Here is a 23,537-nt window from a genome sequence, read left to right as displayed (position 1 = left end):
AAGGAAGAGGGAAACCATGAGCAAATCAATCGCTGTCAGCCAAAAGAGCCAGCAGCTTCACAATGATGTGCAAGAAGCCGTCAAGTCGATCATGGGTGCAACGCAACTGAAAGCGGCGGATTACGGCCGGGTACTGAGGTCGGCCCTGGCGGCTTCGCAAAAAACCGTCACCATCGAAATCGCCGCCGGCGACCTGGCGCAGCTCAAGAAGTCCGGCTACAAGCTGTGCTTCGCCAAGAAGGTGGGTGACGCCGACTACAACGTGGTCTGGCAGTCCTATGACGCTTACCTGAGCAACAACGAGTTCAGCTGGACGCCTCAATATCAGCTGTTTGCGTCCAACCTGTTCAAGGCAAATGTGCAGGTCAAAGTCTCGACCAACATCGTCAATATCGGCCTGGGGCAAACATCGACACTCGATGAGCACGGTCTGCTGAGTTCGGCGGTTACCGGGGGACCGAACATTTCCATGACCTTTGTAAACGACTACGCCCCCATCCATCCGGGTATCAACCAGTTATCTACCGGTATTGATGGCAATCAGGTCAGCACCCCCATTTACGTTGCGGTGGATCAGGTGGTCACCGGTGAAACCGTGCTGACGCCGGTGGAAACCATCCTCGTGTGGTTCGAACAGAACGTACAGACCAGCACCATGTTCAGTACCTCACGCTCCAAGGCGATCGAAATCGACTTGACGTTCGATAACACCGCAGGTCGCCTTTACGAAGGCGGTCAGTGGAAAACCGTGTAACCGTCATGCCGGGGCAACCTTGCGGTTGCCCTTTCACTCCTCTTTGCCCGCCGTGGCGAAGTAGCCCGTCAGCGAGCGACAGATCGACTGCGCGAGGTCCTCCTGGGTGGCGATGCCATGGGGTCGATCGCGATCGAACTGCCCAGACCAGCGAATCCGCCCCTGCGCCACATCCACCAGGCGCAATGACGCTCGCACCCGCGAAGGCTCGACCCGCACGCTGCCCTCCAGGCAATAGCTGTAACGCCCGCCACGCTTGAAGTCAGGTACCGGCTCGCTGTTGCGTGCCACCCGCATCAACACATGATTGGTCCCGGTCTGCGCCTGCTCGAACGACTCGAACAGTCGGCAGCTCAACTCCTCGCACAAACCCCGGGTAAAGTCATCGCCATCGCGGGTAAGGCAGGTAAACGGCTGGATCTGGACCACAGGATGGCGAGTGCCGACGCCCTTGGGCCGCAGCCGCTGGTAGGTCAAGCGATAACACCCGGGTGGAATGCTGAAGCGCACCGGGTCCTGCTGGCCGTTGCCGGCGTAATGCGCTGCGAGCTTGCGCCGCAAGCGCCCCACCTGCACTCGAACCACCGGATCGTCGCCCGTGCAATACACTGCCGGGTCACGACGAAACACCGCGATGCCGATGGCGTGTTCGGTCAGCGGCGTGTTGCACGCCTGAAGGTCGTGCTCGACCAGAAAGCGCAACAGACTGCCCATGCGCCTGGACTTGGCAAACAACGGGCTGACCAGCAACAGCGCCAGCACCCGCTCGATTTCTTCCCGATCGAGCGGCTCGGGACTCCCCGCCGCAGTCGAATCGGCCATGCTTTTGATCACCATCGCCTGCCTCCGTGCAGGTTGCCGACAGGAATGGATGTCGCACTCCGTGATTACCCTTGCAGCGTGAGCAGGAATGGAACTCGGGCACTGCAACGACCAAGCGTAGCAGCCGTGTTGATATCGGCAGGCAATTGCGATGGTAGCAACCCGCCATCCGACGAACGTTCAATCTTGACGTCTGGAATATTTGTAGGACTTGTCCCTTTGTGGCGAGGGAGCTCGCTCCCGCTGGGCTGCGAAGCGGCCCTGATCCTTTGCAACTCATTTCCTCAGACCCATCGCAGTGCCCGGTTTTACGGCGGCAGAGCCGCCGAACGGGAGCAAGCTCCCTCGCCACAGGGGGCATTTGGCGTCCTACAGGCCGGTTGCAGTGCTGGAGATCGACACCTAATGTGCGCCCGTCGCTGACTTGAGTTGGCGACAGGGTTTCGCAGCCCTGTAGATACGTGTAGTAACCTTGCAGTCCATCAAGCCGATGACGGTCGCATCTGCGCCCGCATGTCGCTTTATGGTGGCTGTGTGTGGGAGATCTTCGGGTCTGCCGGGTTCCTCGTATCCTCGGTCTGCGAACCCGCACATAGCTACCACCCCATTCGAATCGCAGCGACCGGGAGTAGTTCTTCTTACAGATACGAGGAAGTTTTACTTATGACGACTAACCGTCCGGATCCCCGCTTCACCCCCATGAAACAAATCGCCACCAGCTACCCCGTCCTCCTCATCGACAGCGACGCCCCGCTGCGCGAGCTCCACAACTGCGCCGCCGAACGCCTCAACGCCGTCCTGCAATACCTCAACCTCATGGCCTGCACCAGCCTCCCCGACTACGCCGAAAACGACATCAACACCGTCACCAACATTTCGCGGATTCTGCTTCAGGATGTGCGGGATGTGTTTGGGGTGATTGAGCAGCGGGGATTTGAGGTCGCGAAGGGAGAGTGAAACTTTTTACGCACAAAAAACCCGCATTTCTGCGGGTTTTTGTTGCTCACTCAAAATCTCACTTTTTGCTTTTCAACCGACAACCGCACTCACATGAAGAACTGAATCCGGGCAGCGGAAACGATATCGACTGAACTATTCAGCCATGATCGCCTGATATTCCTTCTGGTACTCAGCGTAAGGGAGTTTTTTGTCCATCAGCGCCTTTACTCGCGCTTCCTTGTACTGAGCAGGAGTCAGCATTCCAACCGGTACAGACGACCCCGCAGACGCTGATGCCTGGTTTGATGGCGTGATATTTCCAATGCATTGATACTTGACGATCATCTGCCCGGCGTTGCAGTTACCCCAACCATCCTTTGAATGGCAATTCAGGGTTTTACCCCCGAAGGGTTCTGCGCGCTCGTAACCCCACACCGCGCATTTGTTGTTTGCAATTGACTCAGCCTGCTTTAAATCAACAATCGGAGTCTCGAAAGCTTTGAAGTCGTAAGCCATATCAATCGAGCCATCCGCCCGGCTCCCGCCGGTTGCGTAAAATTCTTTACGACTGGAACAACCCGTTACTACAACGGCTAACATGACCAGAAGCAGTAGCTTACGCATGAGAAGAAATCCTTTTGAGGTGCAAGAAGTGCAATAATGGCAATGCGCCTTCTTCCTGTCCACAAAAACGATTTTGGGATGGACGATCAACAACGACGGAAATTTGCGGCCAAACAATGATCCTTGAATCCCTGATCAGAAATTCGCTGGTGTATTCGCAGCGCATTGCTCACGACCCACATTCGGCACAACTCCTGCACTGATCAGGGACCGAGACGCACAAAAGCGGTTGTTGAGTAACGTCTAAAAAGTTCATCTACCCCGGCCGATTCATTTAGACTCGGCCGTTGGCTCATGGGGCCGGGCCATGCCCGATAACGGATATCCAAGACAGCTGTTCATGAAAACAATAATTAGTTATTTGCGAAATAGTTACTGGAAAAGATGGATCCGCAAACACAAATGCAAAGTGGCGGGCGGTTTATTGTCGCTGCACAAAAGATCGACAGTGACCCTAGAAGAAGGCGTGACGCTTGGGCATGTGGTCATAGAGTCAAAAAAGCTGGAAATTGGTGCGCATACTTATATCCGCAGTGACTGCGTCCTTTCGGCAGTCTCATCCATTGGCAGGTTTTGCTCCATTGGCAGCAGCTGTTTTATCGGCCAACAAAAGAGCTCGCATCCGTTGGACTGGCTCAGTTCACATCCCTTTCAATATACCGACACGGCGCTGGTTTACGACCCGGAGGTTGCGGACATCACGATTGGGCATGACGTCTGGATCGGCCATAGTGCGATGATCCTGGAAGGCGTGACCATAGGCACCGGCGCTGTCATCGCAACCCGCGCCCTGGTTGCCCATGACGTGCCACCGTATGCCATTGTTGCCGGCACCCCGGCAAAAGTTGTCAAGTATCGGCATACACCCGAGTTGATTGAGGCGCTGATCGACAGCAAGTGGTGGGATGTTGATGTCGAGGTACTCAAGACATTACCGCTCAATGATCCGCAAGCCACTTTATCTCTGTTGGCCACCCTGCAGAAAGAAACGCGTGCCGACTACCAACAGATCGAAATAACCCGCAAAGGGTGCAGAATTTCGTCTTGAGCATTGGAAATGACCAACACTGCACATTCAAGAGGCCCGGCCAAACCAGATTCAAATGATAAAAAAACCCGCATCAGAGGCGGGTTTTAACGGCTGGATCCTGATGATCCCTGCCCAAAAAGCGGTTATCAGAAGTTCGCCGGTGTGTTGGCACTGATGATTTCCGCCTCATCCGCCCCGATATTGCGAAACCGGTGCGGCAAGGTCGTCGGGAAGTAATAGCCGTCCCCGGCGTTGAGCACACTCACCTGGCCATCCACGGTCAACTCCACGGTACCCCGGGTCACCAACCCACACTCCTCGCCTTCAGAATGCACGATCGGCTCTTCGCCCGAGCTTGCGCCCGGTGCGTATTGCTCGCGCAGAAGGCGCATCTGCCGGCTTGGCACGGACGCGCCGATCAGCAGCAAGCGCAGGCCATGGCGGCCGAGGTCGGGCTGTTCGTTGGCGCGGAAGACGTACTGGTGTTCGCGCGGCGGCTGATCGAAGGTGAAGAAGTCGGCCAGGGACATGGGGATGCCCTCCAGCAATTTCTTCAGGGAGCTGACGGAAGGACTGACCCGATTCTGTTCGATCAGGGAGATGGTTGCATTGGTGACGCCGCTACGCCGGGCCAGCTCGCGCTGGGACAGTTTGTAGCTTTCGCGTACTAATTTGAGTCGTGAGCCCGTGTCCATGACAGCCTTATGTGCCAACCCGTAGGAGCGAGCTTGCTCGCGATTGCGATCTGACCTTCAACATTGATGTCGACTCAACCAACGCTTTCGCGAGCAGGCTCGCTCCTACAGGGATAATGGAGGGGTGGAGTGCAGGCGCGGATCACGCCGTTTTCCGGTCCCGGAAACGTGAAAGGCGGCTATTAAATCACGTTTGTTCGTAATGCTCAGCAGGTTCGATAAACGGCAGAAAAAAAGAACCTGTTGATGATAATTCTGAGTCAAGACACAAGACCTGTGGGAGCGAGCTTGCTCGCGATGGTGGTGGGTCAGTCAACATCAATGTCGAATATCAGACCGCTATCGCGAGCTAGCTCGCTCCCACAGGGGGATTTGCTGTGTTGCTGAAATAAAAAACCGGCGGCACCTTTTTGGGGCAGCCGCCGGTGAGGTAAAACCTAGATGCCGAAACGGTCACGCAGCGAGTAGTACACCGCGCCGAGGGCGGTCAACGGCGCCGAGAAGGTACGCCCGCCGATCATCGGCATGTGCGGCAGCGAGGCAAACGCATCGAAGCGCTCGGCGTCGCCACGGATCATTTCCGAGATCAGTTTGCCGGCCAGGTGCGAACAGGTGACGCCGTGGCCGCTGTAGCCCTGCATGTAGTAGGCGTTTTTCTCGATACGGCCGAATTGCGGCATGCGCGACATGGTCAGCAGGAAATTGCCGGTCCAGCGGTAGTCGATCTTCACGTCCTTCAATTGCGGGAAGGTCTTGAGGATCTTCGGGCGGATCAGTTGTTCGATGTCGTCCGGCTCGCGTGCACCGTAGACCACGCCGCCGCCGTACAGCAGGCGGTTGTCGGCGGTCAGGCGGTAGTAGTCGAGCAGGTAGTTGCAGTCTTCCACGCAGTAGTTGTTGGTGATCAGGCTCCGGGCCTGCTTTTCAGACAACGGCTCGGTGACGACGATCTGCGAACCGCACGGCATGCTCTTGCTGGTCACGCGGTTGTCCAGGCCCTGCGGCAGGTAGGCGTTACCGGCGATCAGCAGGTACTTGGCCTTCACCACGCCTTTGGCGGTGCGCACGGTGATGGGCTCGCCGTAGGTGATTTCCACCGCCGCCGACTGCTCGTAGATCTTGCCGCCCAGGCCGATGATGGCCGAGGCCTCGCCCAGGGCCAGGTTCAGTGGGTGAATGTGGCCGCCCTGCATGTCCAGCAGGCCGCCGACGTAGGCATCGGAACCCACTTCGCGCTTGATGTCGGCCGCGTCGAGCATTTTCAGGTTCTTGTTGCCGTAACGTTCCCAGCTCTTCTTCTGTTCGGCCAGGCCCTTGAGTTGCTTTTTGTTCATCGCCGCGAAGATGCCGCCGGGGCGGTAGTCGCACTGGATGTCGTAGTGCTGTATGCGCTGACGGATGATGTCGGCGCCTTCGAAGATCATGCTGCCGAGGACTTCGGCAGTCTTGTCGCCGTAGCGCTCTTCGATGACATCGACGTCGCGGCTATAGGAGTTGACCAGTTGACCACCGTTGCGACCGCTGGCGCCGAAGCCGACTTTGGCCGCTTCGAGCACGGTCACGCTGTAGCCCGCTTCAGCGAGGAACAGGGCCGAGGACAGGCCGGTGTAGCCGGCGCCGATCACGCAGACGTCGCAGTCCACCGCCCCTTCCAGCACCGGGAAATCACCGGTGAAGTTGCGGGTGGCGGCGTAGTAGCTGTTTACATGTGCTTGTTTCATACAGTTCTCCGATGGCTGCCGACAGAGCCGGCGACCGTCGCTTTATTGTTATCAGAGCTTGATCCAGGTCGCCTTGAGTTCGGTGTACTTGTCGAACGCGTGCAGCGATTTGTCCCGACCGTTACCCGACTGCTTGAACCCGCCGAACGGCGCGGTCATGTCGCCGCCGTCGTACTGGTTGACCCAGACGCTGCCGGCACGCAGGCCACGGGCGAAGGTGTGGGCCTTGCTCAGGTTGCTGGTCCATACACCGGCGGCCAGGCCGAAGATGCTGTCGTTGGCAATCGCCAGGGCTTCATCGAAGGTGTCGAAGGTGATGACCGACAGCACCGGGCCGAAGATTTCTTCCCGGGCGATGGTCATGGCGTTGGTCACGCCGTCGAAAATCGTCGGTTCCACGTACTGGCCACCGGTGTCTTCGAGGGTGCGGTTGCCGCCGGCGATCAGTTCGGCGCCCTGCTCTTTGCCGATGCCGATGTAGCGCAGTACGTTGTCCAGTTGACGCTGGTCGACGACCGCGCCGACGGTGGTCGCAGGGTCGAGGGCGTGGCCCGGTTTCCAGGCTTGCAGGGCTTCCACCAACAATGGAATGAATTGCTCGCGAATCGAACGTTCCACCAGCAAGCGAGAACCGGCAGTGCAGACTTCACCCTGGTTGAAGGCGATGCCACTGGCCGCCGCCTGTGCTGCCGCGCGCAGATCCGGCGCGTCGGCGAACACCACGTTCGGGCTCTTGCCCCCGGCTTCGGCCCAGACGCGTTTCATGTTGCTCTGCCCGGCGTAGACCATCAGCTGCTTGGCAATCGCCGTGGAGCCGGTGAAGGCCAGCACGTCGACGTCCATGTGCAACGCCAGCGCCTTGCCAACGGTGTGGCCGTAGCCCGGCAGGACGTTGAACACACCTTTCGGGATGCCGGCATCCAGCGCCAGCTGCGCGATGCGGATCGCGGTCAGCGGGGACTTTTCCGAAGGCTTGAGGATGAACGAGTTGCCCATCGCCAGAGCCGGGGCGAATTTCCAGCTGGCCATGATCAACGGGAAGTTCCACGGCACGATGGCCGCGACCACGCCGGCCGCTTCGCGGGTCACCAGGCCCAGTTGATCCTGGGGCGTGGCGGCGACTTCGTCGTAGATCTTGTCGATGGCTTCGGCGGTCCAGCGGATCGCGTTGGCGGTCGCCGGAATGTCGATGCTCATGGAGTCGCTGATCGGCTTGCCCATGTCGAGGGTTTCGAGCAGGGCCAGTTCTTCCTGGTTCGCCAGGATCAGGTCGGCGAAACGGATCAGGATGCGCTTGCGCTCAGCCGGGGCCAGGTTGGCCCACACGCCGGATTCGAAGGTGCGGCGCGCCACGGCGACCGCTGCATTGGCATCGGCTTCGTCGGTGCTGGCGACGTTCGCCAGGAAACGACCATCCACGGGGCTGATGCATTCGAACGTCGCGCCGCTGGCGGCCGCGCAGTATTGGCCGTCAATGAATGCGCGACCTTCGATGGTTAGGGACTGGAAGCGCTGCTCCCAATCGCTGCGAGTGTTTGTCATGGTTGTGACTCGACGCAGGGGAATAAGAATCTGAAAAGAACCGCAATCCCTGTGGGAGCGAGCTTGCTCGCGATAGCGGTGGGTCAGAGACCATCCATGTTGAATGTGATGGCCTCATCGCGAGCAAGCTCGCTCCCACAGGGTTTGGCGGTGCACACAGGATTTGTGTGTGCCGCCAACGCCGTCAGACAGTGTGCAGGTACCAGTTGTACTCAAGGTCCGAGATGGAGTTCTCGAACTCGGCCAGCTCGCTTTCCTTGCACGCCACGAACACGTCGATGTACATCGGGTCGATGTAGCGCGCCATGACTTCGCTGTCGTCCAGCTCGCGCAGTGCGTCGCGCAGGTTGTTCGGCAGGCTCTGCTCGTTCTGCTCGTAGCTGTTGCCTTCCACCGGTGCACCCGGTTCGATCTGGTTGGTCAGACCGTGGTGAACACCGGCCAATACCGATGCCATCAGCAGGTACGGGTTGGCGTCGGCACCGGCTACACGATGCTCGATGCGCACGGCGTCCTTGGAGCCGGTCGGTACACGCACGGCCACGGTGCGGTTATCGATGCCCCAGCTCGGCGAGTTCGGTACATAGAACTGTGCGCCGAAACGACGGTACGAGTTAACGTTCGGGCAAAGGAACGCCATCTGCGCCGGCAGGGTCTCGAGCACACCGCCGATCGCGTGTCGCAGCGCGGCGTTCTGCTCGGGATCCTCGCTGGCAAAGATGTTGTTGCCTTCTTTGTCGAGAATCGAAATGTGCACGTGCAGACCGTTACCTGCCTGGCCCGGATACGGCTTGGCCATGAAGGTGGTGTCCATCTCGTGGTCGTAGGCGATGTTCTTCACCAGACGCTTGAGCAGGACCGCGTAGTCGCAGGCCTTGATCGGGTCAGCCACGTGATGCAGGTTGACTTCGAATTGCGCCGGGGCGCTTTCCTTGACGATGGCGTCAGCCGGGATGCCCTGCTCTTTCGCGCCTTCGAGGATGTCTTGCAGGCAATCGACGTATTCGTCGAGGTCGTCGATCAGGTACACCTGGGTCGACATCGGACGCTTGCCGGACACCGGCGAACGTGGCGATTGCGGACGACCGTTCACGTTGTCCTGGTCGATCAGGTAGAACTCCAGTTCGAACGCGGCGCAGATGGTCAGGCCCATGTCGTCGAACTTGCGCACGATATTGGCCAGCACTTCACGCGGGTCGGCGAAGAATGGCTCGCCTTCGATTTCGTGCATGGTCATCAACAGTTGCGCGGTCGGGCGCTTCTGCCATGGCTCGATGCTGAGGGTGCCGGGGATCGGGTAGCAGATCCGGTCGGCATCGCCGATGTCCAGACCCAGGCCGGTGCTTTCCACCGTGGAACCATTGATGTCCAGAGCAAACAGAGAGGCCGGCAGGTTGATGCCTTTCTCGTAAACCTTATGAAGACTGGTGCGCTCGATGCGCTTGCCGCGCACCACACCGTTCATATCCGCAATCAGAAGGTCGACGTACAAAACCTCAGGATGTTTCTTAAGGAATGCGTTTGCTTCGTTGAGTTGAACGGCACGCAGAGGGACCGACATGATGCACCTATTTTTTACTGTTAATTATTATGTTCACCGCCCTTTCACGAGCCCAGTCAATCCGAAAGGCAAAGTGAAGTCAATAGCGAACACCTGGCCTTTCAACGTTTATTTTCGGGCCTCTCAGGGGGACGAGAGTGCCAGATACGCCCTCAAACACGCGTAAACCCTGAAGATCGGACGTGCGGCGTTTAGAATTTTTTACATGAGAGTTGTTAATTAAAATCAACAAGGCTAAGCTCCGGAAAAGCTCGTTCAAGTGTGAAACTTCGAGGTGATAAAAATGGCACTCAAGCCATTGATCGGCGTTACTGCGTGCGTCAAACAGATTGGCCTGCACCCCTACCACATCAGCGGTGACAAGTACTTGCGTGCTGTCAGCGTTGCGGCGCGGGGGCTGCCTGTCGTTATTCCTTCCTTAGGCGACCTGACCGAAATCGATGACCTGCTGCCGCAGCTCGACGGTCTGTTGCTGACCGGCTCGCCGTCGAACGTGGAACCCTTCCACTATCAAGGCCCCGACAGCGCCCCCGGCACGGATCATGATCCGGCGCGGGATGCCACCACCCTTCCCCTGATCCGCGCCGCTATTGCAGCGGGCGTGCCGGTGCTCGGCATCTGCCGTGGTTTCCAGGAAATGAACGTGGCGTTCGGTGGCAGCCTGCATCAGAAGGTCCATGAGCTGCCTGGCTTGCTCGACCATCGCGAGGCCGACCATCCGGACCTGGCCGTGCAATACGCCCCCGCCCATGAGGTGAATGTGCAGCCCGGCGGTGTGTTCGAAGCGCTGGAGCTGCCTGCGGTGTTCCAGGTGAACTCGATTCACAGCCAGGGCATCGACCGCCTCGCGCCCGGCCTGCGCGCAGAAGCCGTCGCGCCCGATGGCCTGATCGAGGCGATCTCCGTCGAGCACAGCAAGGCCTTTGCCCTCGGCGTGCAATGGCACCCGGAATGGCAAGTGCTGAACAACCCTCCTTATTTGAGTATTTTCCAGGCGTTCGGCGAAGCCTGCCGGCAACGGGCGGCGCTGCGTCACTCGAGCTGACGTAAAAACACGAACAAACGATTTTCTGCCCCCGTGGGTCAGGCGGGCGTGCCTTTGCGCGCCCGTCACCCGCGACAACAACACACTGCAATAACAACAAGTACGAAAGGCAGCCAGGATGGCGGCGCCGAATAAACCCGAGCGGTATGGGTGAGTTCGATCAGCAAACGCAAATCCCTGTGGGAGCGAGCTTGCTCGCGATAGCGATGTGTCAGGTGACATCAATGTCGATTGTGCCGGCCTCATCGCGAGCAAGCTCGCTCCCACAGGGTCTGCGTTCTGACCGAAGTCCCCGATACGGGTTTGCAATCCACTATTAAGCCGGGCCGTGTTGGCCGGGCGACTGAAACCTGTTGGGAGTTTCACATGGCAAACGCCTCCAGCATCTACAGGAAGGCTCTTGAGGGTCACCAGGCACCGAAAAAGGTGTTGGTGAAAATCGATCGCGTCACCAAGAAGTTCGACGAAACCATCGCTGTGGACGATGTGTCCCTGGAAATCCACCAGGGTGAAATCTTCGCCCTGCTCGGTGGTTCCGGTTCCGGCAAATCGACCCTGCTGCGCATGCTCGCCGGTTTCGAGCGCCCGACCGAAGGCCGGATTCTGCTCGACGGTGTCGACATCACCGACATGCCGCCGTACGAACGACCGATCAACATGATGTTCCAGTCCTACGCGCTGTTCCCGCACATGACGGTAGCGCAGAACATCGCCTTCGGCCTCAAGCAGGACCGTTTGCCAGCGGCCGAAATCGACGCCCGGGTGCAGGAGATGCTGCGCCTGGTGCACATGACCCAGTACGCCAAGCGCAAGCCGCACCAACTGTCCGGCGGCCAGCGTCAGCGCGTGGCCCTGGCCCGTTCCCTGGCCAAGCGTCCGAAGCTGCTGCTGCTCGACGAACCGATGGGCGCACTGGATAAAAAGCTGCGTTCGCAGATGCAATTGGAGCTGGTGGAGATCATCGAGCGCGTGGGCGTGACCTGCGTGATGGTGACCCACGACCAGGAAGAGGCCATGACCATGGCCCAGCGTATCGCGATCATGCACCTGGGCTGGATCGCCCAGATCGGCAGCCCGGTGGACATTTATGAAGCACCGGTCAGCCGCATGGTCTGCGAATTCATCGGCAACGTGAACGCCTTCGACGGCACCGTGGTCGAGGACCTGGAAGGTCACGCGATCATCCACAGCCCGGACCTGGAGCAGAAGATCTACGTCGGTCACGGCGTCAGTACTTCGGTGCAGGACAAGTCGATCACCTACGCGATCCGCCCGGAAAAACTGCTGGTCAGCACCGTCAAGCCGGATAACCGCTACAACTGGTCCGCTGGCAAAGTGCATGACATCGCCTACCTGGGCGGGCACTCGGTGTTCTACGTCGAACTGCCTGGGGGCAAGATCGTCCAATCGTTCATGGCCAACGCCGAGCGCCGTGGTGCGCGTCCGACCTGGGACGATCAGGTCTACGTGTGGTGGGAAGACGACAGCGGCGTGGTACTGCGCGCATGAAAACCTTCAATCAGCAATTCCTGAGGTGGGTCCCCAGCGGGCGCAAGTTCGTCATCGGGATTCCGTTCATCTGGCTGTTCCTGTTCTTCATGTTGCCGTTCTTCCTGGTGATGAAGATCAGCTTCTCGGAAGCGGCCCTGGCCATTCCGCCCTACTCGGAGATCTACACCTTCGCCGAGCAGAAATTCCAGCTGTTGCTCAACATCGGCAACTACACCCTGCTGGGCGAGGATGAGCTGTACCTGTCCGCCTACCTGGGTTCGTTGAAGGTGGCGTTTTTCAGCACCGTGATGTGCCTGGTGATCGGTTTCCCGATGGCCTACGCCATCACCAAGGCCAGCAAGGAAGCGCAGAACGTGCTGATGCTGCTGATCATGATGCCGACCTGGACCGCGATCCTGATCCGCGTTTATGCGTGGATGGGCATCCTCAGCAACAACGGCCTGCTCAACGGGTTCCTGATGTGGACCGGGCTGACCTCGCACCCGATCGAGATCCTCAACACCAACATCGCCGTCTACATAGGCGTCGTCTATGCATACCTGCCGTTCATGGTGCTGCCGCTGTACGCCAACCTGGTCAAACATGACCAGAGCCTGCTGGAGGCCGCATCGGACCTGGGTTCGAGCACCTTCAACAGCTTCTGGAAAATCACCGTGCCTTTGGCCAAGAACGGCATCATCGCCGGTTGCATGCTGGTGTTCATTCCGGTGGTCGGTGAGTTCGTGATTCCGGAACTGCTGGGCGGCCCGGAAACCCTGATGATCGGCCGTGTGTTGTGGCAAGAGTTCTTCAACAACCGCGACTGGCCAGTGGCGTCCGCCCTGGCGGTGGTAATGCTGTTGATCCTGATTGTGCCGATTCTGCTGTTCAACCGCAGCCAGGCCAAAGAGATGGAGGCACGGGGATGAAACGCTTCGGATTTTCAAAGTTCATGCTGATTTTCGGCCTGTCGTTTATCTACCTGCCGATGCTGATTCTGGTGATCTACTCGTTCAACGCCTCCAAGCTGGTGACGGTGTGGGGTGGCTGGTCGATCAAGTGGTACGCCGGTTTGCTCGACAACAGCCAGTTGATGGGTTCGGTGCTGCGCTCGCTGGAAATCGCCTGCTACACCGCGATTGCGGCAGTCGCACTAGGGACGCTGGCCGCGTTCGTCCTGACCCGCGTCACACGCTTCAAGGGCCGCACGCTGTTCGGTGGCCTGGTCACCGCGCCGCTGGTGATGCCTGAAGTGATCACCGGCCTGTCGCTGTTGCTGCTGTTCGTGGCCATGGCGCAGTTGATCGGCTGGCCGATGGAGCGTGGCATCGTCACGATCTGGATCGCCCACACCACGTTTTGTGCCGCCTATGTGGCAGTGGTAGTCTCCGCCCGCCTTCGCGAACTGGACCTGTCCATCGAAGAAGCGGCCATGGACCTGGGTGCGAAGCCGTTCAAGGTGTTTTTCCTGATCACCATTCCGATGATCGCGCCGTCACTGGCGGCCGGCGGCATGATGTCGTTCGCCCTGTCGCTGGATGACCTGGTGCTGGCGAGTTTCGTGTCCGGCCCGGGTTCCACGACCCTGCCGATGGAGGTGTTCTCGGCGGTGCGTCTGGGCGTCAAGCCCGAGATCAACGCCGTGGCCAGCCTGATCCTGTTGGCAGTGTCGATCGTGACCTTCATGGTCTGGTACTTCAGCCGCCGTGCCGAAGCCACCCGCAAGCGCGCGATCCAGGAAGCCATGGACCAGACCGCCAGCGAATCCTGGCAGCAACCGAAAAAGCAAATGGCAGAAGCGACGGCCTGAGGCCGCCCCTGTAGGAGCGAGCTCGCTCGCGATGGACGTCAACGATGACGCGGGCTACCCGAATTAACGCGGCGTCCTTGAGTTTTTCGCGAGCGAGCTCGCTCCTACAAGGGAGCGCGCAAGCGTTCCAGCCACAAATGTTTGCCGTGTGATCTTGAAAAAAAATGGAGTTGTACCGATGAAAATGTTTGGCAGGACTCTGCTGACACTGTCCTTATTGGGCGCAATCGCCACCGGCGCCCAGGCCAATGACAAGGTTCTGCGCGTCTATAACTGGTCGGATTACATAGGCCCGGATACCGTCAAGAAGTTCGAGGACGAGACTGGCATCCAGGTCACCTACGATGTCTTCGACAGCAACGAAACCCTTGAGGCACGCCTGCTGGCGGGCAAATCCGGCTACGACATCGTCGTACCGTCCAACAGCTTCCTGGCCAAGCAGATCAAGGCCGGTGTCTATCAGGAACTGGACAAGTCGAAGCTGTCGAACTGGAAAAACCTCAACCCGGTGCTGCTGAAAAACGCCTCCGCGAGCGATCCCGACAACGCCCACGCCATCCCGTACATGTGGGGTTCGATCGGCATCGGCTTCAACCCCCAGAAGGTCAAGGAAGTGCTCGGCGCCAACGCCCCGACCAACTCCTGGGACCTGCTGTTCAAACCGGAAAACGCCGAGAAGCTAAAAGCCTGCGGCATCAGTTTCCTCGATTCGCCGACTGAAATGATCCCGACCGCCCTGCACTACCTGGGCTACCCGGTGAACGATCAGAACAAACAGCACATTGCCGAAGCCGAGGCGCTGTTCATGAAGATTCGCCCGAACGTGGCGTACTTCCATTCGTCGAAATACATCTCGGACCTGGCCAACGGCAACATCTGCGTGGCCGTCGGTTACTCCGGCGACGTGCTGCAGGCCAAGGCCCGCGCCCAGGAAGCCGGGGACAAGGTGAAGATCGACTACAGCATCCCGAAAGAAGGCGCCGCCAGTTTCTACGACATGCTCGCCATCCCGCGCGATGCCGCCAACGTCGAGAACGCGTACCTGTTCATGAACTTCCTGATGCGCCCCGACGTGATTGCCGACATCACCAACAACATCGGCTACAGCAACGCGAACGCTGCGGCCACGCCACTGGTCGATGAAGCGATCCGCAACGATCCGGGCTCCTACCCGCCGGAAGCGGTGATGGCCACGCTCTATGCCGTGCCGGACCAGCCGATTGCCGTCCAGCGGATCATGACCCGTGGCTGGACCAAGGTGAAGTTGGGCCAGTAATTCACTCAGTTGATCTGCTGAGCCTGACATTGCCATCGCGAGCAAGCTCGCTCCCACAGTGGTCCGTGTTGAACCAATGATGTGCGAACGACGCTACCCCCCTGTGGGAGCGAGCTTGCTCGCGATGAGGCCAGAACAGCCAGCACACATTTCAGCTTTACCCATTTCCGTTCACGCAGCGCCTTACCACCGCTGCCTCTCCTGCAAGTAGAACGGCCTCACCTGGCTCCCTCGGTTCAGGTGAATTTTGGCGCCCTCGGGCGCCTTTTTTATTGGGGATCGATCAAAGGCCATTCGGCCAGTGCCCGATAGCGGCCCTTGTGGGATTCGAACAGGGTGAACCGGTCGGCACGCAGGAGGAATTCCGGCGCCGTTGCGGACTCCGGCACCGGTGCCCGATACTGCCGTGCCAGGGTCAGATGCGGACGGTATTCCCTTGGCGCTTCCTCCAGCCCGAACGGCAACATCGCCTGTTCCAGGGCATACACCAGGCGCAACAATGCCGGGGGCGCCTGCTCCGGTGCGAGCACCAGCGCCCCTGTCCTGCGCCACACGTCCAGCCGATCCAGCACCACCGTCAAGCGTTCGCCCGGTGTACGGATCGCCGCCGCAGCGGTACAGATATCAGCAATCTGCGCCGCGCCCACCGCCCCCAAAAACTTCAGCGTCAGGTGAAAGTTTTCCGCCGGCACCGGCCGTCCGTTGCGCAGTTGCAGCGCACTGCGCCACTGCGCTATCTCCCGGCGCTGGGCCGGGGCGCAGTTCAGCGCAAAGAACAGACGCTTGAACGGCTCGCGGGATTCGTCGTTCATGCCGGACACCTCCTGGGAAGACTGCCTGAGTGTACTCAACACCCGCCTGCCGACCAGCGCATTTCTGGCATCGTGGGGCAGGCGCGTTATAGTTTTAGCATCCCGAAAAACCGGAGGGGGCCATGCGACAGATCATCAGCAAGGAACCATGGTGGGCCAGACCGCCCGAGCCCGGCCAGGATGAACTCAAGCTGGAATGGGGCTGGCTGGTGCACTACAGCGAAGGCGAGCCGCGCTTCGAGTTCATCCGCGAGCGGCCGACGGACGACGAGATCCGCCAGCGCAAGAGTTGCAGGATCACCCCGACGCCGGAGTGATCCCGCGTAAGGCGTCAGGCCTGGAGGAGCAATTCGAACCCGCCGTACACCATGCGCTGGCCATCGAAGGGCATCGGATTGACGTCCGGCTTCATGCGCGGGTCCTGCATCATCTTGTCCATTCCGGCATTGCGCCTGGCCTTGTCCGGCCAGACGATCCAGCCAAAGGCAACGGTTTCGCCTTCCTTGAGCTTCACCGACATTGGAAACGAGGTGACCTTGCCTTCCGGGACATCCTCGCCCCAGCATTCGACCACGCTCAAGGCACCGTTTTCCTTGAAAATCGAGGCGGCGATTTCGGCGTGTTTGATGTATTGCTCACGGTTGGCGGTGGGTACGGCAGCGATAAAACCATCGACATAAGACATGAGTATTTCTCCTTGGGTCATGGGGTGTTCTGCTGGGTAGTCGATTGCGCTGGCGTCCAATCGACAGTGCCGGTACTCAAACCGACCGGCGGTTCGGTACGCACCGCCAGGCTGCCTTCGATCTGCCCCGCCATGTAAAGCGTGCCAGCCATGACGCCGGTGGTCGGGTTCTGCACCAGTTTGAGCCAGGCCTTGTCGAAGGTATTGCCCAGGCTGCTGCGGATCAGCGCCTCGCTGTCGGGCCGGTCATTGGCCTGAATCAGTGCGCGAATGCCCGCCACCCCTACCGTGATCAAGCCACCGGCGAGTCTCCCGGCCGCCGCGGCCACGGCGCTGGCGGCCCCGCGCGGGGCCATCTCGGCTTCCATCCGCCGGCTGGCGCGCCTGGCCACCGGCGCCATCGCGGTGTCGGTCGAGCCCACCCCCTTGTCGCCACCGGCCTTGTGGATTTTGTCGACCAGCGCGGCGAAGGCCGGCAAGGTGATCAGCGATTCGGTGTGCACGATCTGGTACAACGAGGCGTCCCGCGCCGGCGGCGGCCCGAGGGCGATGGCCGGGATTTTCTGGATGCGCCCGTTGAGCTGGGCCATCGGCACGCCGTGGCGGGTGGAGATTTTCTGCAGCTCTTCCTTGAGGATGTCGACGTAGAACGCCGCTGCCAGACCGAGAATCGCATCGGGATCGACTTCCAATGCCGCCGGGGCCAGGACCTTCTCCTGATAGGCTTCGAGCAGGTACGCCGCCAGGCGTTTTTCCGATGCGTCCTGCTCACCCTTGGCGCTGAGGGTGTACCAGCTGACCTTCACCGACAGCCATTCCTGGGTCCAGTAGCTGCTGAACCACGGAATGAAATTCTGTTCGGTCAACTCATAGACCCGTGTGCGCCAGTACTCCATGGCGCCGCGGGCGTAGATTCTGGTTTGCTCGGTGGCTGACTGCGACGCAGCGACGATCTCCCGGTCCACTTGCTGCCAGGTGCTCGTTGAGACGATGACCGGCACCACTTCCACCGGCGCACGCGGCGGTGTGGCGCACCCCGCCAACACCACCAGCACGGCGACGATCAGCGAACGCAGGCTCAAGATTGCGACTTCCCGCAGTGTGCACCGGACGAAATGCCCGACACTCGAAACCATCGGTTTAAGTATAGGTGGCGGTGCCCTTGAGGCCGCCTTCGCGAGCAAGCCCGCTCCCACCCTGGTCGGCGGTGAACCTGTGGGAGCGGGCTTGCTCGCGAAGGGGTCCGCATCAACAACACAAAAACCACCATCACTTGCGTCGATATTCACCATCGCCGCGATTGCCTTCCGCTTGAACGCCGTCAGCGTAGGATCAATTCCAAGCCAACACGAAACCCCGAATCGGAGGGGAACCTCATGCTGATCCATCTGCTGACCTGCCTGGCCCTGACGGCGTTCACATTGAGTGTGTTTGCCTGGTACGTCCTGAGCGAGGAACAAACATCATGATTCACACTGTCACCCTCGCCGTACGTTTTCCGGTGTTCGGCAACAATTTCTACGCGCAGGAGTTCGAGTCACGTAAAGAGTTGACTCTTCTGTTCGACGAGAAGTTCGAGGCGTTGCTGATCCCGGCAGCCGATCATCACTTCAGCAACGAAGTGGTCGGGCTCAATGATCAGTTCCGTTTTTTGAATGACGTGCTGGTCGAGCATCTGCTGGACGTCGAACTGGCAAAAGGCTCGGCCCGTTCGTTCGGGTTCTGACAGCGACCGCCGGTCGCCCGGGCACGGACGGCAACCGCTCACAACGTTCGCTGGCTATTGCCGATCCCCTTGGCAATATCAATCCCCCAATCCATCGCCGCCTCCATGTCCAGCATGTGCGGCCGCGGGTCGTGGTTCTCATCGATGGCCGAGCCGTCCGGCCGATAGACACCGATGAACATGCCCAACGAACCGTCCTTCAATATCTCTGCCTTGACTTTGATGTTGCATCCGTTCGATAGCGTTTCCTTGTGCTCCATATGGCGCTCGGTCATGACTGCATTGCTCCCCTGACTGAATTCAAACCCTACTGGCCATGCTAGCTCAGCCCTCCGGAATGCGCCGATTGGCAGGACCGGAGGCCGGCCCTGACAGCGGCGCAACGCCACCTATACTCAAGGCCACCTCCCCCCTGGGGATCTGCACGTCCAACAATAAAAAGCAGAGGTGGAACATGGTCTGGCAGCAAGTCTACGATCCGTTCGGTAACCCGGTGCTTTCAACGCTCATGGCGGCTGTGCCGGTGGTGGTGATGCTGGCGGCCCTCGCTTTTTTTCATATCAAGGCGCACCTGGCGGCGTTGCTCGCCCTGGTCTCGGCCTTGCTGATCTCGATCTTCGCCTTCGGCATGCCGGCGAGCATGGCCGGTTCCGCGGCGCTGTTCGGTGCGGCCAACGGCCTGCTGCCGATTGGCTGGATCGTGTTGAACATCATCTTCCTGCATCGCCTGACCACCGAGAACGGTTCGTTCAAGGTGCTGCAAGACTCCCTGGCGCGCATCACCGATGACCGGCGCCTGCAATTGCTGCTGATCGCCTTCTGCTTCGGGGCGTTTTTCGAGGGCGCGGCCGGTTTCGGTACGCCGGTGGCGGTGACCGGGGCGATTCTGATCGGGCTGGGGTTTTCGCCGCTCGCCGCTTCAGGGCTGGCACTGATCGCCAACACCGCCCCCGTGGCGTTCGGCGCCCTCGGCACACCGATCATCACCCTGGCCAAGGTCACCGGACTGGATGAAATGGAGCTGTCGATGATGGTCGGCCGGCAGTTGCCGTTCTTCTCGGTGCTGGTGCCGTTCTGGTTGATCTGGGCCTTTGCCGGCTGGCGCAAGATGGTGGAAATCTGGCCGGCGATCCTGGTGGCCGGGGTCAGTTTTGCCGTGCCGCAGTTCCTGGTGTCCAACTATCACGGGCCGATGCTGGTGGACGTGATCGCCGCACTGATTTCCATGGCCTGCCTGACCGGTTTCCTCAAGGTGTGGAAACCGGCCACCGTGCATACCTCCGCCGCCCTGTCCGGCCGGGTCGACAACTCGAAGATCGATGCCGAGCACGACGAAAAGCCTGTACCCACTGCAACCTTTGCCAATGAAGCAAAACCGGCAGTGATGCGGGCGTGGATGCCGTGGCTCATCCTCACGGTCTTCGTGTTCATCTGGGGCACCCAGGGCTTCAAGAACACCTTCGACACCCGCCCCGCCATCGACCCGCAAACCAGTGCCGCCAAGCTCGATCCTCAGGGCAAGCCGATGCGCGAGGCGAACCCGCTGTTTGCGCCGGTCGTGACCTTCACCACCCTGCACTTGCAGGTCGAGAAAGTCCCGCCCGTGGTGGCCGCGCCGAAAACCGAAGAAGCGGTGTACAAGTTCACATGGTTCACCGCCACCGGCAGCGGCATTCTGCTGGCGGCGATTGTCGGCGGTTTGCTGATGGGGTACTCGATCCCGCAACTGATTCACCAGTACCTGCGCACTTTGTGGGTGGTGCGTTATTCGCTGATCACCATAGTGGCGATGCTCGCGCTGGGCTTCCTCACGCGCTACTCGGGCCTGGATGCGACCATGGGCCTGGCTTTCGCCGCGACGGGCATTTTCTACCCGATGTTCGGCACCCTGCTCGGCTGGCTCGGCGTGGCGTTGACAGGTTCGGACACCGCGTCCAACGTGCTGTTCGGCGGCCTGCAACGGGTGACGTCCGAGCAGTTGGGTATCAGCCCGGTGTTGATGGCTGCAGCCAACAGTTCCGGCGGGGTCATGGGCAAGATGGTCGACGCCCAGTCGATCGTGGTCGCCTCCACCGCCACCCGCTGGTACGGCCATGAAGGGGAAATCCTGCGCTACGTGTTCTTCCACTCGATTGTGCTGGCGATCCTGGTCGGTGGCCTGGTGACGCTGCAGGCCTACGTCGCACCGTTCAGCCATATGGTGGTGGGCGGACATTGATCCCTGTGGGAGCGAGCTTGCTCGCGATGGCGGAGTGTCATTCAACATAGATGTCGACTGGTCTGCCGCTATCGCGAGCAAGCTCGCTCCCACATCTATGGATGGTGGTACGTCGAGCAGACAACGATCCCATGGACAGCTGAGCCTGACGGGCCAATGATTAAGACAGTGGACCGCGAAAACAGACCTCACGCATCAACAAAACGAGTGTCGAGCGCCGATGAACATTCTCTACGATGAACGCGTTGACGGCGCCTTGCCCGACGTCGACAAACAGGCGCTGTTGCACGCCCTGAAAACCCGCTTGCCAGCTCTTGAGATCCTGCATCAGCGCGAGGAAACCAAGCCCTACGAATGCGACGGGCTGTCGGCCTATCGCACCACGCCGATGCTGGTGGTGCTGCCCCGATCCATCGACGAAGTCCAGGGGGTGCTGCGGGTCTGCCATGAACTGCGCGTCCCCGTCGTGGCCCGTGGCGCGGGCACCGGGTTGTCCGGCGGCGCGTTGCCCCTGGAGAAAGGTGTGCTGCTGGTGATGGCGCGCTTCAACAACATCCTGCACATCGATCCAGCCGCCCGTACCGCACGGGTTCAGCCCGGCGTACGCAATCTGGCGATTTCCCAGGCAGCGGCACCCTTCGGCCTGTATTACGCGCCGGATCCATCCTCGCAAATCGCCTGTTCGATCGGCGGCAACGTCGCGGAAAATGCCGGTGGCGTGCACTGCCTTAAGTACGGCCTGACCGTGCACAACGTGCTCAAGGTCGACATCCTCACCGTCGATGGCGAGCACCTGAGCCTGGGCTCCAACGCCCTCGACGCCCCCGGTTTCGACCTGCTGGCGCTGTTCACCGGCTCCGAAGGGCTGCTCGGGGTGATCACCGAAGTCACGGTCAAGCTGCTGCCCAAGCCGCAGACCGCCAAAGTGCTGCTGGCGGCGTTCGATTCCGTGGAAAAAGCCGGGCGCGCCGTCGGCGACATCATTGCCGCCGGTATCCTCCCCGGAGGCCTGGAAATGATGGACAACCTGGCCATCCGCGCCGCCGAGGACTTCATCCACGCCGGTTATCCGGTGGATGCCCAGGCCATTCTGCTGTGCGAGCTCGATGGTGTTGAAGCCGATGTCTCAGATGACTGCGACCGGGTGCGCCAGGTACTGCAACAGGCCGGCGCCACCGAGTTACGCCAGGCCAAGGACGAAGCCGAGCGCGTGCTGTTCTGGGCCGGGCGCAAGAATGCCTTCCCGGCGGTGGGTCGCCTCTCGCCGGACTACTACTGCATGGACGGCACCATTCCCCGTCGCGAACTGCCCGGCGTACTGCACGCCATCGCCGAGCTTTCGAACGAATACGGCCTGCGGGTGGCCAACGTGTTCCATGCCGGCGACGGCAACATGCACCCGCTGATCCTGTTCGATGCCAATCAACCCGGTGAACTTGATCGAGCCGAAGCCCTGGGGGGCAAGATTCTGGAGTTGTGCGTGAAGGTCGGCGGCAGCATCACCGGTGAACACGGCGTGGGCCGCGAGAAGATCAACCAGATGTGCGCGCAGTTCAACAGCGATGAGCTGACCCTGTTCCATGCCATCAAGGCCGCCTTCGATCCCAGCGGCCTGCTCAACCCCGGCAAGAACATTCCGACCCTGCACCGCTGCGCCGAATTCGGCGCCATGCACATACATGGCGGTCAATTGCCCTTCCCCGAGCTGGAGCGCTTCTGATGCACGGCCCTGAAGATTTCGATGACAGCCAGTCGCTGCTGGAACAGGTCAATCAGGCGCTGGAAAACGCCACGCCCTTGCGCATCCAGGGTTCCAACAGCAAAGCCTTTCTCGGCCGCACCACGGCCGGGGAGATTCTCGACACCCGCTCGCACCGGGGTATCGTCAGTTACGACCCGACTGAACTGGTGATCACCGCCCGTTGCGGCACACCGTTGTCGCAACTGACGCAGGTACTGGACGCCGCGCAACAGATGCTGCCCTGCGAACCACCGTCCTTCGGCGACGGCGCCACCGTCGGCGGCATGATCGCCTGCGGGCTGTCCGGGCCACGGCGCCCGTGGTCCGGTTCGGTGCGCGATTTCGTGCTCGGCACGCGGGTCATCACAGGGCAAGGCAAGCTGTTGCGCTTCGGTGGCGAGGTGATGAAAAACGTCGCCGGCTACGACCTGTCGCGCCTGATGGCCGGCAGTTACGGCAGCCTAGGGCTGATTACCGAAGTTTCCCTCAAAGTGCTGCCCAAACCCCGGCAGTGCCTCAGTATCAGCCTGGAAATGGACGCCGAACGGGCCTTGTTGCGCCTGGCGGAATGGGGCCAGCAGCCGTTGCCGATCAGCGCGGCATGTCACGACGGTTCACGCCTGCACCTGCGGCTTGAGGGCGGTGAAGGTTCGGTATCGGCGGCCCATGAGCGCCTCGGGGGCGAACGGCTGGAATCTTGCTGGTGGGACGATCTCAACGAACAGCGCTTGAGTTTCTTCGATGAAGACCAACCGCTTTGGCGCCTGTCACTGCCGCACAACACGCCGCTTCTGTCGTTGCCGGGGCGCCAGTTGATCGACTGGGGGGGCGCCCAGCGCTGGCTGAAATCCGATGCCGAAGCGGCGTACATCCGCCAGGTCGTCGACGAGGTCGGTGGCCATGCCACCTGCTTCAGCCACGGCCTGACCGACACTCCATTCCAGCCTCTGCCCCCGGCCCTGATGCGCTATCACCGCAACCTGAAACAACAGCTCGATCCACGGGGTATCTTCAACCCCGGACGTCTGTACGCGGAGCTTTGAAC

At 60.3% G+C, this 23,537-nt stretch carries 23 protein-coding genes; 13 read left to right on the top strand and 10 right to left on the bottom strand.

Features of this window, described 5'->3' with window-relative positions:
- Positions 1-16: 16 nt before the first annotated feature.
- Positions 17-754, top strand: a complete 738-nt coding sequence (locus tag AC1RS8_RS10490; RefSeq protein WP_090456159.1) for a hypothetical protein — start codon at positions 17-19, stop codon at positions 752-754.
- Between the two features lie 33 nt (positions 755-787).
- Here AC1RS8_RS10490 and AC1RS8_RS10485 read toward each other — a convergent pair whose 3' ends face one another.
- Positions 788-1,591 (bottom strand): hypothetical protein, encoded by an 804-nt coding sequence (locus AC1RS8_RS10485; RefSeq protein ID WP_489338694.1) that lies wholly within the window; start codon positions 1,589-1,591, stop codon positions 788-790.
- A 648-nt stretch (positions 1,592-2,239) separates the two neighbouring features.
- Between AC1RS8_RS10485 and AC1RS8_RS10480 the strand changes: the two genes are divergently transcribed.
- On the top strand, positions 2,240-2,533 hold the full coding sequence (locus AC1RS8_RS10480) for a fructose-bisphosphate aldolase (protein WP_489338695.1): 294 nt from the start codon (positions 2,240-2,242) through the stop codon (positions 2,531-2,533).
- A gap of 135 nt (positions 2,534-2,668) precedes the next feature.
- On the opposite strand, the gene yecR is transcribed toward AC1RS8_RS10480, so the two are convergent.
- Positions 2,669-3,139, bottom strand: a complete 471-nt coding sequence (gene yecR, locus AC1RS8_RS10475) for a YecR family lipoprotein (protein WP_349736854.1) — start codon at positions 3,137-3,139, stop codon at positions 2,669-2,671.
- Between the two features lie 340 nt (positions 3,140-3,479).
- On the opposite strand from yecR, the gene AC1RS8_RS10470 reads away from it, so the two are divergent.
- Positions 3,480-4,187, top strand: a complete 708-nt coding sequence (locus AC1RS8_RS10470) for a CatB-related O-acetyltransferase (RefSeq protein WP_489340633.1) — start codon at positions 3,480-3,482, stop codon at positions 4,185-4,187.
- A 128-nt stretch (positions 4,188-4,315) separates the two neighbouring features.
- Here AC1RS8_RS10470 and AC1RS8_RS10465 read toward each other — a convergent pair whose 3' ends face one another.
- From AC1RS8_RS10465 to AC1RS8_RS10450, 4 genes are all read right to left on the bottom strand, one after another.
- Positions 4,316-4,864 (bottom strand): cupin domain-containing protein, encoded by a 549-nt coding sequence (locus AC1RS8_RS10465; RefSeq protein ID WP_007975263.1) that lies wholly within the window; start codon positions 4,862-4,864, stop codon positions 4,316-4,318.
- A gap of 437 nt (positions 4,865-5,301) precedes the next feature.
- Positions 5,302-6,585, bottom strand: coding sequence for an NAD(P)/FAD-dependent oxidoreductase (locus AC1RS8_RS10460; protein WP_150814400.1), 1,284 nt, complete (start codon positions 6,583-6,585; stop codon positions 5,302-5,304).
- A gap of 51 nt (positions 6,586-6,636) precedes the next feature.
- Positions 6,637-8,127 carry an aldehyde dehydrogenase gene (locus AC1RS8_RS10455; RefSeq protein ID WP_493162559.1) on the bottom strand — a complete coding sequence of 497 codons (1,491 nt, stop codon included), beginning with the start codon at positions 8,125-8,127 and terminating at the stop codon, positions 6,637-6,639.
- A 184-nt stretch (positions 8,128-8,311) separates the two neighbouring features.
- Positions 8,312-9,688, bottom strand: a complete 1,377-nt coding sequence (locus AC1RS8_RS10450; protein WP_090456168.1) for a glutamine synthetase family protein — start codon at positions 9,686-9,688, stop codon at positions 8,312-8,314.
- Positions 9,689-9,971: 283 nt separating this feature from the next.
- On the opposite strand from AC1RS8_RS10450, the gene AC1RS8_RS10445 reads away from it, so the two are divergent.
- From AC1RS8_RS10445 to AC1RS8_RS10425, 5 genes are all read left to right on the top strand, one after another.
- Positions 9,972-10,733 (top strand): gamma-glutamyl-gamma-aminobutyrate hydrolase family protein, encoded by a 762-nt coding sequence (locus AC1RS8_RS10445; RefSeq protein WP_090456170.1) that lies wholly within the window; start codon positions 9,972-9,974, stop codon positions 10,731-10,733.
- 366 nt (positions 10,734-11,099) lie between these two features.
- Positions 11,100-12,242, top strand: coding sequence for a polyamine ABC transporter ATP-binding protein (gene potA / locus AC1RS8_RS10440; protein ID WP_102672777.1), 1,143 nt, complete (start codon positions 11,100-11,102; stop codon positions 12,240-12,242).
- Positions 12,239-13,153 (top strand): ABC transporter permease subunit, encoded by a 915-nt coding sequence (locus AC1RS8_RS10435; RefSeq protein WP_150814396.1) that lies wholly within the window; start codon positions 12,239-12,241, stop codon positions 13,151-13,153. Before potA ends, AC1RS8_RS10435 begins: the two co-directional genes overlap by 4 nt.
- Positions 13,150-14,034, top strand: a complete 885-nt coding sequence (locus AC1RS8_RS10430) for an ABC transporter permease subunit (RefSeq protein WP_090456174.1) — start codon at positions 13,150-13,152, stop codon at positions 14,032-14,034. Before AC1RS8_RS10435 ends, AC1RS8_RS10430 begins: the two co-directional genes overlap by 4 nt.
- A gap of 178 nt (positions 14,035-14,212) precedes the next feature.
- Positions 14,213-15,310, top strand: coding sequence for a polyamine ABC transporter substrate-binding protein (locus AC1RS8_RS10425; RefSeq protein WP_489309378.1), 1,098 nt, complete (start codon positions 14,213-14,215; stop codon positions 15,308-15,310).
- 269 nt (positions 15,311-15,579) lie between these two features.
- Here the strand turns inward: AC1RS8_RS10425 and thpR are convergent, their stop codons facing one another.
- Entirely contained in the window at positions 15,580-16,122 is a 543-nt protein-coding gene (thpR, locus tag AC1RS8_RS10420; RefSeq protein WP_489338697.1) for an RNA 2',3'-cyclic phosphodiesterase, read from the bottom strand.
- Between the two features lie 122 nt (positions 16,123-16,244).
- Here thpR and AC1RS8_RS10415 point away from each other — a divergent pair, with 122 nt between their 5' ends.
- Positions 16,245-16,439 (top strand): hypothetical protein, encoded by a 195-nt coding sequence (locus AC1RS8_RS10415; RefSeq protein ID WP_056727280.1) that lies wholly within the window; start codon positions 16,245-16,247, stop codon positions 16,437-16,439.
- 14 nt (positions 16,440-16,453) lie between these two features.
- On the opposite strand, the gene AC1RS8_RS10410 is transcribed toward AC1RS8_RS10415, so the two are convergent.
- Complete coding sequence (locus tag AC1RS8_RS10410; RefSeq protein ID WP_090456179.1) at positions 16,454-16,807, bottom strand: DUF1428 domain-containing protein; 354 nt, start codon at positions 16,805-16,807, stop codon at positions 16,454-16,456.
- A 17-nt stretch (positions 16,808-16,824) separates the two neighbouring features.
- Entirely contained in the window at positions 16,825-17,889 is a 1,065-nt protein-coding gene (locus tag AC1RS8_RS10405) for a hypothetical protein (RefSeq protein ID WP_489338698.1), read from the bottom strand.
- Between the two features lie 383 nt (positions 17,890-18,272).
- Between AC1RS8_RS10405 and AC1RS8_RS10400 the strand changes: the two genes are divergently transcribed.
- On the top strand, positions 18,273-18,533 hold the full coding sequence (locus AC1RS8_RS10400; RefSeq protein WP_090456182.1) for a hypothetical protein: 261 nt from the start codon (positions 18,273-18,275) through the stop codon (positions 18,531-18,533).
- Between the two features lie 38 nt (positions 18,534-18,571).
- On the opposite strand, the gene AC1RS8_RS10395 is transcribed toward AC1RS8_RS10400, so the two are convergent.
- Positions 18,572-18,808: a hypothetical protein gene (locus AC1RS8_RS10395; protein WP_090456183.1), complete on the bottom strand. Its 237-nt coding sequence runs from the start codon at positions 18,806-18,808 to the stop codon at positions 18,572-18,574.
- A 179-nt stretch (positions 18,809-18,987) separates the two neighbouring features.
- On the opposite strand from AC1RS8_RS10395, the gene AC1RS8_RS10390 reads away from it, so the two are divergent.
- The 3 genes from AC1RS8_RS10390 (at position 18,988) to glcE (ending at position 23,535) form a co-directional block, all read left to right on the top strand.
- The gene (locus tag AC1RS8_RS10390) at positions 18,988-20,751 is read left to right on the top strand and encodes an L-lactate permease (protein ID WP_218497691.1); all 1,764 of its coding nucleotides are present in this window, start codon (positions 18,988-18,990) and stop codon (positions 20,749-20,751) included.
- A gap of 220 nt (positions 20,752-20,971) precedes the next feature.
- On the top strand, positions 20,972-22,471 hold the full coding sequence (gene glcD, locus AC1RS8_RS10385) for a glycolate oxidase subunit GlcD (RefSeq protein ID WP_489338699.1): 1,500 nt from the start codon (positions 20,972-20,974) through the stop codon (positions 22,469-22,471).
- Positions 22,471-23,535 carry a glycolate oxidase subunit GlcE gene (glcE, locus tag AC1RS8_RS10380; RefSeq protein WP_150814590.1) on the top strand — a complete coding sequence of 355 codons (1,065 nt, stop codon included), beginning with the start codon at positions 22,471-22,473 and terminating at the stop codon, positions 23,533-23,535. The genes glcD and glcE overlap by 1 nt, the downstream gene beginning before the upstream one ends.
- The last annotated feature ends 2 nt before the right edge of the window (positions 23,536-23,537 follow it).

The sequence above is a fragment of the Pseudomonas sp. GW821-FHT12A04 genome (genome assembly GCF_058807755.1).
The sequence above is the reverse complement of the archived record's forward strand: the minus strand, read 5'-3'. Positions and strand labels throughout refer to the sequence as shown.